Raw genomic sequence first — 13,309 nt, 5'->3', positions numbered from 1 at the left:
TGAAACATGGGCCGCCGCACCCGACGAGGTGCGGCGGCCCTCGGCGTATTCCTAGAGAGGTACGGCAGGATGGGCCCCATGCCCAGTGCAGAGACGACGCCCGTGAGCGTGCGCGAGCCGGAGCCGGTGCGGCCGACCAGGGAAGACGCGGTCGCCGCGGCCGGGAGTGAGCTGATCGGTGGCCCCATCGGGCGGCGTGCGCTGCTCGGGACGTCCTGGTGGACGCCGCTACGGGTGGTGGTCCTCGTGGCGATCGGCATGTTCGCCCTGGGCCTGATCCAGAAGGCGCCCTGCTACAACGGCGCCTGGTTCTTCGGCGCGAGTTCCCAGTACACCCACGCCTGCTACTCGGACATTCCGCACCTCTACCAGGGGCGGGGCTTCGCCGACGGTCTGGTGCCGTACTTCGACAAGCTCCCGGGCGACATGGACTACCTCGAATACCCGGTGCTGACCGGTGTGTTCATGGAGGTCGCCGCATGGCTCACACCGGGCAGCGGCAGCATCCAGCTCCAGGAGCAGGTGTACTGGTTCGTCAACGCCGGGATGCTGATGGTGTGCGCCGCCGTCATCGCGGTGTGCGTGGTCCGTACGCACCGTCGGCGCCCCTGGGACGGTCTGCTGGTCGCCCTGGCGCCCGCCTTCGCGCTGACCGCCACCATCAACTGGGACCTCCTGGCGGTCGCTCTGACGGCCGCGGCGATGCTGATGTGGTCCCGGAGCCGTCCCCTCGCCTTCGGCGTCCTCCTGGGCCTTGCCACGGCCGCCAAGCTGTATCCCGTGTTCTTGCTGGGGCCGCTGTTCCTGCTGTGCTGGCGCGCGGGCAAATGGCGGGAGTTCTTCGTCGCCTTCGGCGGCGCGGCGGCCGCCTGGCTCGTCGTGAACCTGCCGGTGATGATCTTCGCCTTCGACGGCTGGTCGAAGTTCTACACGTTCAGCCAGGAGCGGGGCGTCGACTTCGGGTCCTTCTGGCTGATCTGGGCCCAGAACACGACCACCCCGCCGTCCACTGACTTCGTGAACAGCGCGGCCATGGTCCTGGTGCTGCTCTGTTTCGTGGGTATCGCAGCCCTGTCGCTGACCGCCCCGCGCCGGCCGCGCTTCGCCCAGCTGGCCTTTCTGGTGGTGGCGGCCTTCATCCTCACCAACAAGGTCTACTCCCCGCAGTACGTCCTGTGGCTGGTGCCGCTGGCCGTCCTCGCCCGGCCCAAGTGGCGGGACTTCCTGATCTGGCAGGCGTGCGAGGTGGCGTACTTCCTGGGGATCTGGATGTACCTCGCGTACACGACCAGTGGAGACGCCCACAAGGGCCTGCCGACCCACGGCTACCACTGGGCGATCGCCGTGCACCTGCTGGGCACGCTCTACCTGTGCGCGATGGTCGTACGCGACATCCTCATGCCCGAACGGGACGTGGTGCGCCGCTCCGGTGACGACGACCCCTCGGGCGGGGTGCTGGACGGCGCGGAGGACGTCTTCGTGCTCGGCGGGGCCACCCGTCTCCCGCGCCACGCCGCCCACTTCGAGGGGCCGCAGGTGGAATGGGGAAGCGGATCCTCCGAGGACGGTTCGCTCTGAGCGAACAGCCCTGAACAGCCTGGCTCCTGGAGCGGGAAAGGGCCGTACACGGAGTCCGTGTACGGCCCTTTCGGCGTTCCGGGGACCGTCAGCGGTCCACGATGCGGTCGAACTGGGTGGTGGTGTGCCGCAGATGGGCCACCAGCTCCTCGCCCACCTTGGGCTCCGGGGCGTCCGTCGGCACGAAGAGGATCGACACCTGCATGTGCGGAGGCTCCGCGAACCAGCGCTGCTTGCCGCCCCAGACGAACGGAGAAAGGTTCCGGTTCACCGTGGCCAGACCGGCCCGTGCGACGCCCTTGGCGCGCGGCATGACGCCGTGCAGGGCCTTCGGGGCCTCCAGGCCCACCCCGTGCGACGTACCGCCCGCCACGACCACCAGGTAGCCGTCCGAGGCCGCCTTCTGCTGCCGGTAGCCGAACCGGTCGCCCTTGGCGACGCGGGTGACGTCCAGGACCGCCCCCCGGTACTCGGTGGCGTCGTGGTCCCCCAGCCACAGCCGGGTGCCGATCCGGGCCCGGAAGCGGGTCTGCGGGAACTGCTGCTGCAGCCGGGCCAGTTCGTCGGCCTTGAGGTGGCTGACGAACATGGTGTGCAGCGGCAGCCGGGCCGCGCGGAGCCGGTCCATCCAGCCGATGACCTCCTCGACCGCGTCCGAGCCGTCGGTGCGGTCCAGCGGCAGATGGATGGCGAAGCCCTCCAGGCGGACGTTCTCTATGGCCGAGTGCAGCTGTGGCAGATCCTGCTCGCTGATGCCGTGCCGCTTCATCGTGGACATCACCTCGATGACCACACGGGCGCCCACCAGGCCGTACACGCCGTCGATCGAGGACACCGACCGGATGACCCGGTCGGGCAGCGGAACGGGCTCCTCGCCGCGCCGGTAGGGCGTCAGCACCAGCAGGTCGCCGCCGAACCAGTCCTTGATGCGCGCGGCCTCGTACGTCGTGCCGACGGCGAGGATGTCCGAGCCCAGACGCGTGGCCTCCTCCGCCAGGCGTTCGTGCCCGAAGCCGTAGCCGTTGCCCTTGCAGACCGGGACCAGGCCCGGGAACTGCTCCTGCACGTGCTTGTGGTGCGCCCGCCAGCGCGCGGTGTCGACGTAGAGCGTGAGCGCCATGGCCGGACCTGGTACCTCTCTGGATGGCTGGGGTGTGTCAGGGCTATAGAAGCACGGAGCGTGACGTCAGCGGCGCGACATGTAGATGTCGAGAGCCTTGTGGAGCAGCTTGTTCAGCGGGAAGTCCCACTCGCCGAGGTACTCGGCGGCCTGGCCGCCCGTGCCGACCTTGAACTGGATCAGACCGAAGAGGTGGTCCGTCTCGTCCAGCGAGTCCGAGATGCCGCGCAGGTCGTAGACGGTGGCGCCGAGCGCGTAGGCGTCGCGCAGCATCCGCCACTGCATGGCGTTCGAGGGCCGCACCTCGCGGCCGATGTTGTCGGAGGCGCCGTAGGAGTACCAGACGTGGCCGCCGACGATCAGCATGGTCGCCGCGGACAGGTTGACCCCGTTGTGCCGGGCGAAGTACAGCCGCATCCGGTTCGGGTCCTCGGTGTTGAGGGCCGTCCACATGCGCTGGAAGTACGAGAGCGGGCGCGGCCGGAAGTGGTCGCGCACGGCCGTGATCTCGTACAGCCGCTGCCACTCCGCCAGGTCCTGGTAGCCGCCCTGGACGACCTCGACGCCGGCCTTCTCGGCCTTCTTGATGTTGCGTCGCCACAGCTGGTTGAAGTTCTTGTGGACGTCTTCCAGGGAACGGTTGGCCAGCGGCACCTGGTAGACGTAGCGCGGCTGGACGTCGCCGAAGCCGGCGCCGCCGTCCTCGCCCTGCTGCCAGCCCATCCGGCGCAGCTTGTCGGCCACCTCGAAAGCGCGCGGCTCGATGAAGTCGGCCTCGATGTCGCGCAGCCGCTTCACGTCCGGGTTCTGGATGCCGGCCTTGATGGAGTTGGCCTCCCAGCGCCGGATGATCACCGGCGGGCCCATCTTCACCGAGAACGCGCCCTGCTGCTTGAGGTGGGCCAGCATCGGCTGGATCCACTCGTCGAGATTAGGCGCGAACCAGTTGATGACCGGGCCCTCGGGCAGATAGGCGAGGTAGCGCTTGATCTTGGGCAGCTGGCGGTACAGCACCAGGCCGGCGCCGACCATCTCGCCGGTGCGCTCGTCGAACCAGCCGAGGTTCTCCGAACGCCACTCCGCCTTGACATCTGCCCAGGCCGGGACCTGCATGTGGCTAGCCGCCGGCAGGCTCTGGATGTAGGCCAGATGCTGTTCGCGGCTGATGGTCCTCAGGGTCAGACTCATGTCGGGGCGCTCCTCGGGCTGGTGTGTCCCCATGGGTACAGGGGCTCCGGCTCTCGCGCCGAAGCCTACTGCGCCTTGCCCGCGGCCCGACCGGGCGTACGGCACCAACGTCCCGGCCCTCGAAAGGCCGGGACGTTCCGCTGTGCTGCGGGAGGTGTCGGACGGCTACCCGAACAGCCCGCCGTGCGCCATACCGATGAAGAAGCCGACGCCCGCGGCACCGAGACCCAGGATCAGACCGAAGCGCTCGCGCGTGGTGATCGAGATCCACTGCCCGTACAGACCGGTGAGGATGCCGATCAGGCCGGTCCAGGAGCTGAGCAGGTGCAGGCTGTGGAAGAACGAGGTGAAGAAGGCGACCAGCCCGAGCACCAGCGTCACTGCCATCAGTGAGTCCTGGAGCGGATGGGGCTTGCCGTCCGTGGCGAACAGGGATCCGGCGGTGTTGGGTCGCAATGCCTGTGCCATAGGGCACCTCCTGCGGAAGGCGGCGCATCGTAGCGCCGTACACACCCGATGTGTACAGATTGAGGGGCCCGGCCACCGGATTTCAACCGGAAGCACGTGTGCGGGTACTCTGTACCGTCTGCACCGGTGTCTGCCCAGGCCACGGCAGGGGATCCCGAGGGAACCCCCCGAATGTCCGTGGCGGCCGATACCGTTGCGTACGCATCACAACCCTCCTGCCACGGAACGACCGTGGCCGCTGAGTCCAAAGGAGGTGGGTTCCACATGCGTCACTACGAGGTGATGGTCATCCTCGACCCCGATCTGGAGGAGCGCGCTGTCGCCCCCCTGATCGAGAACTTCCTCTCCGTCGTCCGTGAGGGCAACGGCAAGGTGGAGAAGGTCGACACCTGGGGCCGTCGTCGTCTCTCGTACGAGATCAAGAAGAAGCCCGAGGGCATCTACTCGGTCATCGACCTGCAGGCCGAGCCTGTGGTCGTCAAGGAGCTCGACCGCCAGATGAACCTGAACGAGTCGGTCCTCCGGACCAAGGTCCTCCGCCCCGAGACCCACTGAGCTTCCCGCTCAGCTGATCTCGGGTTTCGAGAAGCAGCAAGCAGCCAGCAGCAAACCCGCCGAGAGGTTCCCCATGGCAGGCGAGACCGTCATCACGGTCGTCGGCAATCTTGTCGACGACCCCGAGCTGCGCTTCACCCCGTCCGGTGCGGCGGTCGCGAAGTTCCGCGTCGCGTCCACTCCCCGCACCTTCGACCGCCAGACGAACGAGTGGAAGGACGGCGAAAGCCTCTTCCTCACCTGCTCGGTCTGGCGGCAGGCGGCGGAGAACGTCGCCGAGTCGCTCCAGCGAGGCATGCGCGTCATCGTGCAGGGCCGGCTGAAGCAGCGGTCCTACGAGGACCGTGAGGGTGTCAAGCGCACGGTCTACGAACTGGACGTCGAGGAAGTCGGCGCCAGCCTGCGAAGCGCCACGGCCAAGGTCACCAAGACCGCCGGCGGTCAGGGCGGTCGCGGTGGCGGTGGCGGCCAGGGTGGCGGCGGCTGGGGCGGCGGCCCCGGTGGCGGCCAGCAGGGCGGCGCTCCCAACGACGACCCCTGGGCCTCCAGCGCTCCTGCCGGCGGCGGCAACCAGGGCGGCGGCGGTTGGGGCGGCGGCTCCGGCGGCAGCAGCGGCGGCGGTGGCGGCTACTCGGACGAGCCCCCGTTCTAAGGGCCACAGGCCCGAAGAGCCAAGGGCTCGCATCCCCACTTCTTGATCACACAGGAGAAACATCATGGCGAAGCCGCCTGTGCGCAAGCCGAAGAAGAAGGTCTGCGCTTTCTGCAAGGACAAGGTCCAGTACGTGGACTACAAGGACACGAACATGCTGCGGAAGTTCATTTCCGACCGCGGCAAGATCCGTGCCCGCCGCGTGACCGGCAACTGCACGCAGCACCAGCGTGACGTCGCCACGGCCGTCAAGAACAGCCGTGAGATGGCGCTGCTGCCCTACACGTCCACCGCGCGCTAAGGGAAGGGTGACCGAAACATGAAGATCATCCTCACCCACGAGGTCTCTGGCCTCGGTGCCGCCGGCGACGTCGTCGACGTCAAGGACGGCTACGCTCGCAACTACCTGATCCCGCGGAAGTTCGCTATCCGCTGGACCAAGGGTGGCGAGAAGGACGTGGAGCAGATCCGTCGTGCTCGCAAGATCCACGAGATCCAGACCATCGAGCAGGCCAACCAGGTGAAGGCCCAGCTCGAGGGCGTCAAGGTCCGCCTGGCCGTGCGTGCCGGCGACGCCGGTCGCCTCTTCGGTTCCGTCACCCAGGCCGACATCGCTTCGGCGATCAAGGCTGCCGGTGGCCCCGAGGTCGACAAGCGCCGCATCGAGGTCGCCTCGGCGATCAAGACCCTGGGCGCCCACGCGACGTCCGTGCGTCTGCACCCCGAGGTTGCCGCCACGGTCAACATCGAGGTCGTCGCGGCCTGACGCTGCGCTCGGCTTGAGCAGTAGCTGAAAGGGGCCGCACCCTTCATGGGTGCGGCCCCTTTTGCTTGGCCTGCGGCGGTTCGGTGTCCGGCCTGCCGACGGCGATGTGGAGCTGAGGGTGTTTCACGTGAAACGTGACAGCCCCCGATGTTTCACGTGAAACCACCGGCTGAGCGCATCCGTCAGCGCGTTGCGCCTGTCACGATCCACCGACCCGAGCGGGCTCGCAGCCACAGGGTGGCCATCCGCACGGCCATCATCAGTGTCATGGCGCCCCAGAGTGCCGTGAGCCCACCGCCGAGGACGGGAACGAGCAGAGCCACCGGCGTGAAGACCGCAAGGGTCACGACCATGGCGCCGGCGAGATACGGCCCGTCTCCGGCACCCATGAGGACTCCGTCGAGGACGAACACCGCACCGGAGATCGGCTGGGAGAGCGCCACGATGAGCAGCGCGGGCAGTGCGGTGTCCGTCACGGCGGGGTCGCTGGTGAACAGCGGGAGGAAGAGCGGTCGGGCGGCCACCACCAGCAGGCCCAGAGCCACTCCGGTGGCGATGCCCCACTGGACCATGCGTCGGCAGGCCTCGCGGGCGCCCTCGGCGTCTTCCGCGCCGAGATAGCGACCGATGATGGACTGTCCGGCGATCGCGATCGCGTCCAGGGCGAAGGCCATCAGGCTCCACAGCGACAGCACGATCTGGTGGGCGGCGATGTCGGCATCGCCCAGCCGGGCCGCCACCGCTGTGGCGATCATGAGGATGGCGCGCAGGGAGAGCGTCCGGACGAGCAGCGGCGCACCGGCCTGTGCCGAGGCCCGTATCCCGGCCGCGTCGGGGCGCAGGGACGCTCCATGCCTGCGGGCACCACGGACGACGACGATCAAATAGACCGCCGCCATCGCGCACTGGGCGATGACGGTGCCCCAGGCGGAGCCGGCGATGCCCAGTCCGGCTCCGTAGACAAGTGCCGCGTTGAGTCCGGCGTTGGCGAGGAAGCCCGCGACGGCGACGTACAACGGGGTCCGTGTGTTCTGCAGGCCGCGCAGGACGCCGGTGGCGGCGAGCACCACCAGCATGGCCGGGATGCCGAGCGAGGAGATCCGCAGGTAGGTCGTCGCATAGGGAGCCGCGGTGGCTGACGCACCGAAGAGCTCCACGATGCCCGGGGCCAGGGGCAGGACGACGGCGATGACGCCGGCGCCGAGCAGCAGCGCCAGCCAGATGCCGTCCATGCCCTGACGGATGGCCGCCTGGAGATCGCCGGCACCGACTCGGCGGGCGACGGCCGCCGTGGTGGCGTAGGCGAGGAAGACGAAGACGCTCACGGCGGTGGTGAGGAGGGCCGAGGCGACCCCGAGACCGGCGAGCTGCGCGGTGCCGAGATGGCCGACGATCGCGCTGTCGGCCATGACGAAAAGCGGCTCGGCGACGAGGGCGCCGAAGGCCGGGACGGCCAGCGTGACGATCTCTCGGTCGTGCCGCCGTCGAGTGGCCTGGGGGATCGCGGGAGCCTGTGGCATGGGCGCTAATCTAATCGTCCACAGGTAAGAGATGCAATTGCTCAATGACCCTTACTGATGCGTGTAGGGGCCGTGCTTTCGCGCACCGTTCGAGGCGATCTTGGTCCGACCGGGAAAGTTTTTCTTCTGCACAGCCGGTGGACGGGAAAGGTGCAGGTCAGGGCCGCTCGTGGGCGGAGATCGAGGGCTTGTTCACAGGGCTGTCCACCGCGTCGTGCACAGGTTTTGGCGGGTTCTCCACAGCATACGGGCCGTCGTCCACATGGCCTGTGGATAACCAGATTGGCTGACGGTGCCCGCGGGCCTAACGTGGTCCGGCGCCCACTCCTTCTCACGGCCTCGGAAACCTCACAAAACCGACGCGTCCAGAACCGGAACAAGGCGACCCAGTTGTCAGTGCCGTGCCGTAGAAAAGAGGGCACGGCGAGGTCCGCCGGGCGGACGGGAGGAGGTGGCTCGGTGAGCATTTCCGAGCCCTTGGACGATCCGTGGGCCGAAGCCGGTCCCAGTGATCGTCTGCCCGCCTCCCGCCGGCGCGGTGAGGGCGGCCGAGGCCGGGACGACCGGCACGACCGAGGCCGGGAGAACGGCGACTGGGAGGGCGGCGCCACCTTCGAGCGGGTTCCCCCGCAGGACCTGGACGCCGAACAGTCCGTGCTCGGCGGCATGCTGCTCTCCAAGGACGCCATCGCCGACGTCGTCGAGATCCTCAAGGGCCACGACTTCTACAAGCCCGCGCACGAGACGATCTACCAGGCGATCCTCGACGTCTACGCCAAGGGCGAGCCGGCCGACCCCATCACCATCGCCGCCGAGCTCACCAAGCGCGGCGAGATCAACAAGGTCGGCGGCGCCTCCTATCTGCACACCCTCGTCCAGACGGTGCCGACGGCGGCGAACGCCGAGTACTACGCGGAGATCGTCCACGAGCGGGCGGTGCTGCGCCGCCTGGTCGAGGCCGGCACGCGCATCACGCAGATGGGATACGCGGCCGACGGCGACATCGACGAGATCGTCAACAGTGCCCAGGCGGAGATCTACGCCGTCACCGAGCAGCGGACCAGCGAGGACTACCTGCCGCTCGGCGACATCATGGAGGGCGCCCTCGACGAGATCGAGGCGATCGGCTCCCGCACCGGCGAGATGACGGGTGTGCCCACCGGCTTCACGGACCTGGACTCGCTCACCAACGGTCTGCACCCGGGCCAGATGATCGTCATCGCCGCACGTCCCGCCATGGGCAAGTCGACCCTCGCGCTGGACTTCGCCCGGGCCGCCTCCATCAAGAACAACCTGCCCAGCGTCATCTTCTCCCTCGAAATGGGCCGCAACGAGATCGCGATGCGTCTGCTGTCCGCCGAGGCCCGGGTCGCCCTGCACCACATGCGCTCCGGCACGATGACCGACGAGGACTGGACCCGGCTGGCCCGCCGGATGCCGGACGTCTCGGCCGCCCCGCTCTACATCGACGACTCGCCGAACCTGTCGATGATGGAGATCCGCGCCAAGTGCCGCCGGCTCAAGCAGCGCAACGACATCAAGCTCGTGATCATCGACTATCTGCAGCTGATGCAGTCCGGCGGCAAGCGCTCCGAGAGCCGTCAGCAGGAGGTCTCGGACATGTCCCGAAACCTCAAGCTGCTTGCCAAGGAGCTGGAGGTCCCGGTGATCGCGCTCTCGCAGCTGAACCGTGGTCCCGAGCAGCGCACCGACAAGAAACCGATGGTGTCCGACCTGCGTGAGTCCGGCTCCATCGAGCAGGACGCGGACATGGTCATCCTGCTTCACCGCGAGGACGCCTACGAGAAGGAGTCACCGCGCGCGGGCGAGGCGGACATCATCGTCGGCAAGCACCGAAACGGTCCGACGGCGACGATCACCGTGGCCTTCCAGGGCCACTACTCCCGTTTCGTGGACATGGCGCAGACCTGATCCCGAGCGGCCCCGGCCGCTCGGCGCCGTCGCTCACCCGGCCTGACCGTGGCCGGTGAAGAGGCTGACGAAGTGGTGCGGGGCGCCGTCGCCGAGGAGGACTTCGTGGAGGTCGTCGCCGTCGACGGCGGCCTCGGCGCTGCGCGGGAACATGGCCTGCTCGAACTCGGCGAGGGCGGTCTCGATGTCGTCGGGGTGTGCGGCGAGGGCCTGGCCGAGTTCGGCGCCGTCGAGCATGGCGAGGTTGGCGCCCTCGCCGTTGGGGGCGGTGAGGTGGGCGGCGTCGCCGATGAGCGTCACCCCGGGCACCCGCTCCCAGCGGTGCTCGGTGGGCAGGGTGTGGTGCGGGCGCAGCCGCGGCGGAGTGTCGGTGTCGGTGATCAGGGCGGTGAGTTCCGGCGCCCAGCCGTCGAACTCCGCGGCGATCCGCGCCGTGGCCGCGGCGGCGTCGCCGAAGTCGATGGCGTCGAACCAGTCCTGCGGCTTGCACAGCGCCACATAGGCGTGCAGGGTGCCGCCGCTCTCCCGGTGCGCCAGGATCCCCTGGTTCGGCGCGAGTGCGAAGAGCGCCCCGCCGCCGACGGCCTTCGCGCCGGCGGGGTGCCGGGTGTCGCCGTCGAACAGGTAGGTCTCGACGGAAGACCTGCCGGCGTACCGGGGTGTGGCGGTGGACAGCAGCGGCCGGACCCGTGACCACGCGCCGTCCGCGCCGACCAGGAGTTCCGTGTCGATGGTGGTGCCGTTCTCGAAGGTCACCTCGTGGCGGCCCGCACCGAGGGAGCGGGTGCCGGTGACCCTGTGGCCCCACCGGACGGTGTCGGCCGGGAGCGATGCGAGCAGGATCCGCCGCAGTTCGCCGCGCAGGGCTTCGGGGCGGCCGCCCGTACCGTCGTCGGCCTCTTCGTGCAGGACCGTCCCGTCCCGGTCCAGGATCCGCATCGCCTGGCGGCCCTCCAGGACGATGCCGCGGAATTCCTCCATCAGACCGGCGGCCCGGAGAGCGACCTGTCCGTTGTGGTCGTGGATGTCGAGCATCCCGCCCTGCGCACGGGCCGCCGGAGAGGCGTCCGCCTCGTAGACGGTGGCCGGGATGCCGTGGACGTGCAGGACCCGGGCGAGCGTCAGTCCTCCGAGCCCCGCGCCGATGATCGTGACCGGAGTGGTCATGGTGGTTCCTTCCTGACCATGGACGGCCGGGCGGGCGCCAGGCCTCTGGAACGGTGTTCCAGCGCGTCCACGATGGAACGAAGTTCCAGAGGTTGTCAAGGTGGAACGGTGTTCCACGGTGCCTAGAATGGCCGCATGGCAACGAAGGCGCGTCGTCCGGAACGACGGCAGGAACCGCTCTCCCGCGAGCGCATCGTCGGCGCGGCCGTCGAACTCCTCGACACCGTGGGCGAGAGCGGTCTCACCTTCCGGGTCCTGGCGGAACACCTCGCGACCGGCCCGGGGGCGATCTACTGGCACGTCACGGGCAAGGCCGAACTCCTGGCCGCCGCCACCGAGGCCGTCGTCGCCACCATCGCCGACGACGACACCGACGCGACGCCCCAGGAGGCGATCCGTGACCTCGCGCTCGGAGTGTTCGACGCGATCGACGTCCACCCGTGGGTCGGCGCACAGCTCGCCCGCACTTCGTGGCAGTCGCCGATGCTGGGCGTCTTCGAACGCATCGGACGCCAGGTGCAGGCGCTCCATGTGCCCGAGGCCGCCCAGTTCACCGCGGCGTCCGCGTTGCTGAACTACATCCTCGGAGTCGCCGGCCAGAACGCCGTCAACACCATGACCCTCCGGCCGGACACGAACCGCGCCGAGTTCCTCGAGGCCGTGGCGACCGAATGGGCGCAGCTCGACCCCGACCAGTACGGGTTCACCCGGAGCATCGCCGGCAGGCTGCCCGACCACGACGACCGAGCCGAGTTCGTCGCGGGCATCGACCTCATCCTCGCCGGGATCACCGCTCGCCGGCAGTCGGCCGGCGGCGCCTGGCCACCGCCGTCGAAATGAACTCGACGCCGGTCCGCCCACCGGGTGGACTGGGCACATGACGACATCCCAGGAAGAGCTGCTCCCCGCGACCCGACGGGCGCTGCTGCATCGCATCGCCGTGGCCCAGGCCGAAGGGCGGGCGCCGTCACTGGTGGCGGCGGTCGTGCGGGGCGGGCGGGCCGTCTGGCACGGGGCGCGGACCTCGGTGGACGGGCACGGACCGGACCAGAACGTGCAGTACCGGATCGGCTCGATCACCAAGACCTTCACGGCCGTTCTGGTGCTCCGGTTGCGCGACGAGGGGCTGCTCGACCTCGGCGACCCGCTGGAGAAGCACCTGCCGGGCACCGGCGCGGGGGAGGCGACCATCGCCGAACTCCTCGCGCACACCGGCGGACTGGCGGCCGAGTCGCCCGCGCCGTGGTGGGAGCGCACCCCGGGCTCGCTGCGGCCGGAGCTGAGCGATGTCCTCGGCGAACAGTCCCTCCTGCACCCCGTCGGCCGCCGGTTCCACTACTCCAACCCCGGCTACACCCTGCTCGGCGCACTCGTCGAGGAACTCCGCGGTGCCTCCTGGGAGGAGGTGCTCCGGCGGGAGGTCCTCGGACCGCTGGGCCTGGACCGCACGAGCGCCCAGCCGCAGGCGCCGCACGCCGGCGGCTGGGCGGTGCACCCCTGGGCCGACGCGATGCTCCCGGAGCCGCTGGAGGACCTCGGCCGGATGGCGTCCGCGGGGCAGCTTTGGTCGACCACCGGCGACCTGGCCCGCTTCGCCGTGTTCCTGGCGGCCGGCGACGACCGGGTGCTGAGTGCCGAGTCGGTGCGGGAGATGCGCACCCCGTCTGCTCCCGCCGAGCCCGCCGACGTTCTGGACGGCTCTACCTACGGCCTCGGCATGCAGATCCAGCGCCGGGACGGCAGGCTGCTCGTCGGGCACTCCGGCTCACTGCCCGGCTTCCTGGCCAACCTCACCATCAGCGTGGACGACGACGTGGCGGCCGTGGTCCTGGCGAACTGCACCTCCGGCCCGCTGCTGTCCTCCGTCGGCGCCGACCTCGTCCGAATCGTCGCGGAGGCCGAGCCGCGCATCCCCGAGCCCTGGCGCCCTCTGGCCCAGGTCGATCCGTCCGCCCTGGAGCTGGCGGGTCAGTGGTACTGGGGCACCCATGCCTTCGCGCTGCGGGTGACGGCCGACGGGCTGGTCTCGCTGGGGCCGCTGTCGGGCGCCGGCCGCCGTGCGCGCTTCCGGGCCGACGGTGACGGCACCTGGACCGGTCTGGAGGGGTACTACGCCGGAGAGCTTCTACGGCCCGTACGACGCCCGGACGGCAGCGTGAGCCACCTGGACCTCGGATCGTTCGTGTTCACGCGTCAGCCGTACGAGGACGCGTCTTCCGTGCCCGGCGGAGTGGACCCCGAGGGGTGGCGGGGGATCGACTGACGGTCGACGAGGGTGGGGGGGGGGGGGGGTGGTGGGGAAAAAAACCCCCCCCCCCCCACGGGGGAGAGAGATCGTTGTGGGCACCGGCGGAGCCCCGGTG

The 13,309-nt window shown here is 69.5% G+C and carries 13 protein-coding genes; 8 read left to right on the top strand and 5 right to left on the bottom strand.

Going from position 1 to position 13,309, the window contains the following annotated elements:
• Window positions 1–78 precede the first annotated feature (78 nt).
• Window positions 79–1,578, top strand: coding sequence for a glycosyltransferase 87 family protein (locus ACFZDK_RS10765; protein ID WP_390971676.1), 1,500 nt, complete (start codon window positions 79–81; stop codon window positions 1,576–1,578).
• Between the two features lie 88 nt (window positions 1,579–1,666).
• Here the strand turns inward: ACFZDK_RS10765 and ACFZDK_RS10760 are convergent, their stop codons facing one another.
• The 3 genes from ACFZDK_RS10760 to ACFZDK_RS10750 all read right to left on the bottom strand — a co-directional run bounded on the left by ACFZDK_RS10760 (window position 1,667) and on the right by ACFZDK_RS10750 (window position 4,354).
• Window positions 1,667–2,698: an alanine racemase gene (locus ACFZDK_RS10760; protein WP_362580675.1), complete on the bottom strand. Its 1,032-nt coding sequence runs from the start codon at window positions 2,696–2,698 to the stop codon at window positions 1,667–1,669.
• 66 nt (window positions 2,699–2,764) lie between these two features.
• Complete coding sequence (gene femX / locus ACFZDK_RS10755) at window positions 2,765–3,886, bottom strand: peptidoglycan bridge formation glycyltransferase FemX (RefSeq protein ID WP_355712518.1); 1,122 nt, start codon at window positions 3,884–3,886, stop codon at window positions 2,765–2,767.
• A gap of 165 nt (window positions 3,887–4,051) precedes the next feature.
• A complete protein-coding gene (locus ACFZDK_RS10750) occupies window positions 4,052–4,354 on the bottom strand; it encodes a hypothetical protein (RefSeq protein ID WP_355712520.1) in 303 nt (100 codons plus the stop codon).
• A gap of 264 nt (window positions 4,355–4,618) precedes the next feature.
• Between ACFZDK_RS10750 and rpsF the strand changes: the two genes are divergently transcribed.
• The 4 genes from rpsF to rplI all read left to right on the top strand — a co-directional run bounded on the left by rpsF (window position 4,619) and on the right by rplI (window position 6,327).
• Window positions 4,619–4,909, top strand: coding sequence for a 30S ribosomal protein S6 (gene rpsF, locus ACFZDK_RS10745; RefSeq protein WP_093500872.1), 291 nt, complete (start codon window positions 4,619–4,621; stop codon window positions 4,907–4,909).
• Window positions 4,910–4,982: 73 nt separating this feature from the next.
• Window positions 4,983–5,561 carry a single-stranded DNA-binding protein gene (locus tag ACFZDK_RS10740; RefSeq protein WP_390971675.1) on the top strand — a complete coding sequence of 193 codons (579 nt, stop codon included), beginning with the start codon at window positions 4,983–4,985 and terminating at the stop codon, window positions 5,559–5,561.
• Window positions 5,562–5,625: 64 nt separating this feature from the next.
• A complete protein-coding gene (gene rpsR / locus ACFZDK_RS10735) occupies window positions 5,626–5,862 on the top strand; it encodes a 30S ribosomal protein S18 (protein WP_006381652.1) in 237 nt (78 codons plus the stop codon).
• Between the two features lie 18 nt (window positions 5,863–5,880).
• Window positions 5,881–6,327 (top strand): 50S ribosomal protein L9, encoded by a 447-nt coding sequence (gene rplI, locus ACFZDK_RS10730; protein WP_123975742.1) that lies wholly within the window; start codon window positions 5,881–5,883, stop codon window positions 6,325–6,327.
• A gap of 182 nt (window positions 6,328–6,509) precedes the next feature.
• Here the strand turns inward: rplI and ACFZDK_RS10725 are convergent, their stop codons facing one another.
• Window positions 6,510–7,847: an MATE family efflux transporter gene (locus ACFZDK_RS10725; protein WP_390971674.1), complete on the bottom strand. Its 1,338-nt coding sequence runs from the start codon at window positions 7,845–7,847 to the stop codon at window positions 6,510–6,512.
• A 459-nt stretch (window positions 7,848–8,306) separates the two neighbouring features.
• On the opposite strand from ACFZDK_RS10725, the gene dnaB reads away from it, so the two are divergent.
• A complete protein-coding gene (dnaB, locus tag ACFZDK_RS10720; protein WP_390971673.1) occupies window positions 8,307–9,779 on the top strand; it encodes a replicative DNA helicase in 1,473 nt (490 codons plus the stop codon).
• 33 nt (window positions 9,780–9,812) lie between these two features.
• On the opposite strand, the gene ACFZDK_RS10715 is transcribed toward dnaB, so the two are convergent.
• Entirely contained in the window at window positions 9,813–10,946 is a 1,134-nt protein-coding gene (locus ACFZDK_RS10715) for an FAD-dependent monooxygenase (protein ID WP_390971672.1), read from the bottom strand.
• A gap of 135 nt (window positions 10,947–11,081) precedes the next feature.
• Here ACFZDK_RS10715 and ACFZDK_RS10710 point away from each other — a divergent pair, with 135 nt between their 5' ends.
• Complete coding sequence (locus tag ACFZDK_RS10710) at window positions 11,082–11,786, top strand: TetR family transcriptional regulator (protein ID WP_390971671.1); 705 nt, start codon at window positions 11,082–11,084, stop codon at window positions 11,784–11,786.
• 37 nt (window positions 11,787–11,823) lie between these two features.
• Window positions 11,824–13,209 carry a serine hydrolase gene (locus ACFZDK_RS10705; protein WP_390971670.1) on the top strand — a complete coding sequence of 462 codons (1,386 nt, stop codon included), beginning with the start codon at window positions 11,824–11,826 and terminating at the stop codon, window positions 13,207–13,209.
• Window positions 13,210–13,309 lie beyond the last annotated feature (100 nt).

Source organism: Streptomyces sp. NPDC007901 (assembly GCF_042959465.1).
Lineage (GTDB): Bacteria > Actinomycetota > Actinomycetes > Streptomycetales > Streptomycetaceae > Streptomyces.
This window is presented reverse-complemented; position numbering and strand designations above follow the sequence as displayed.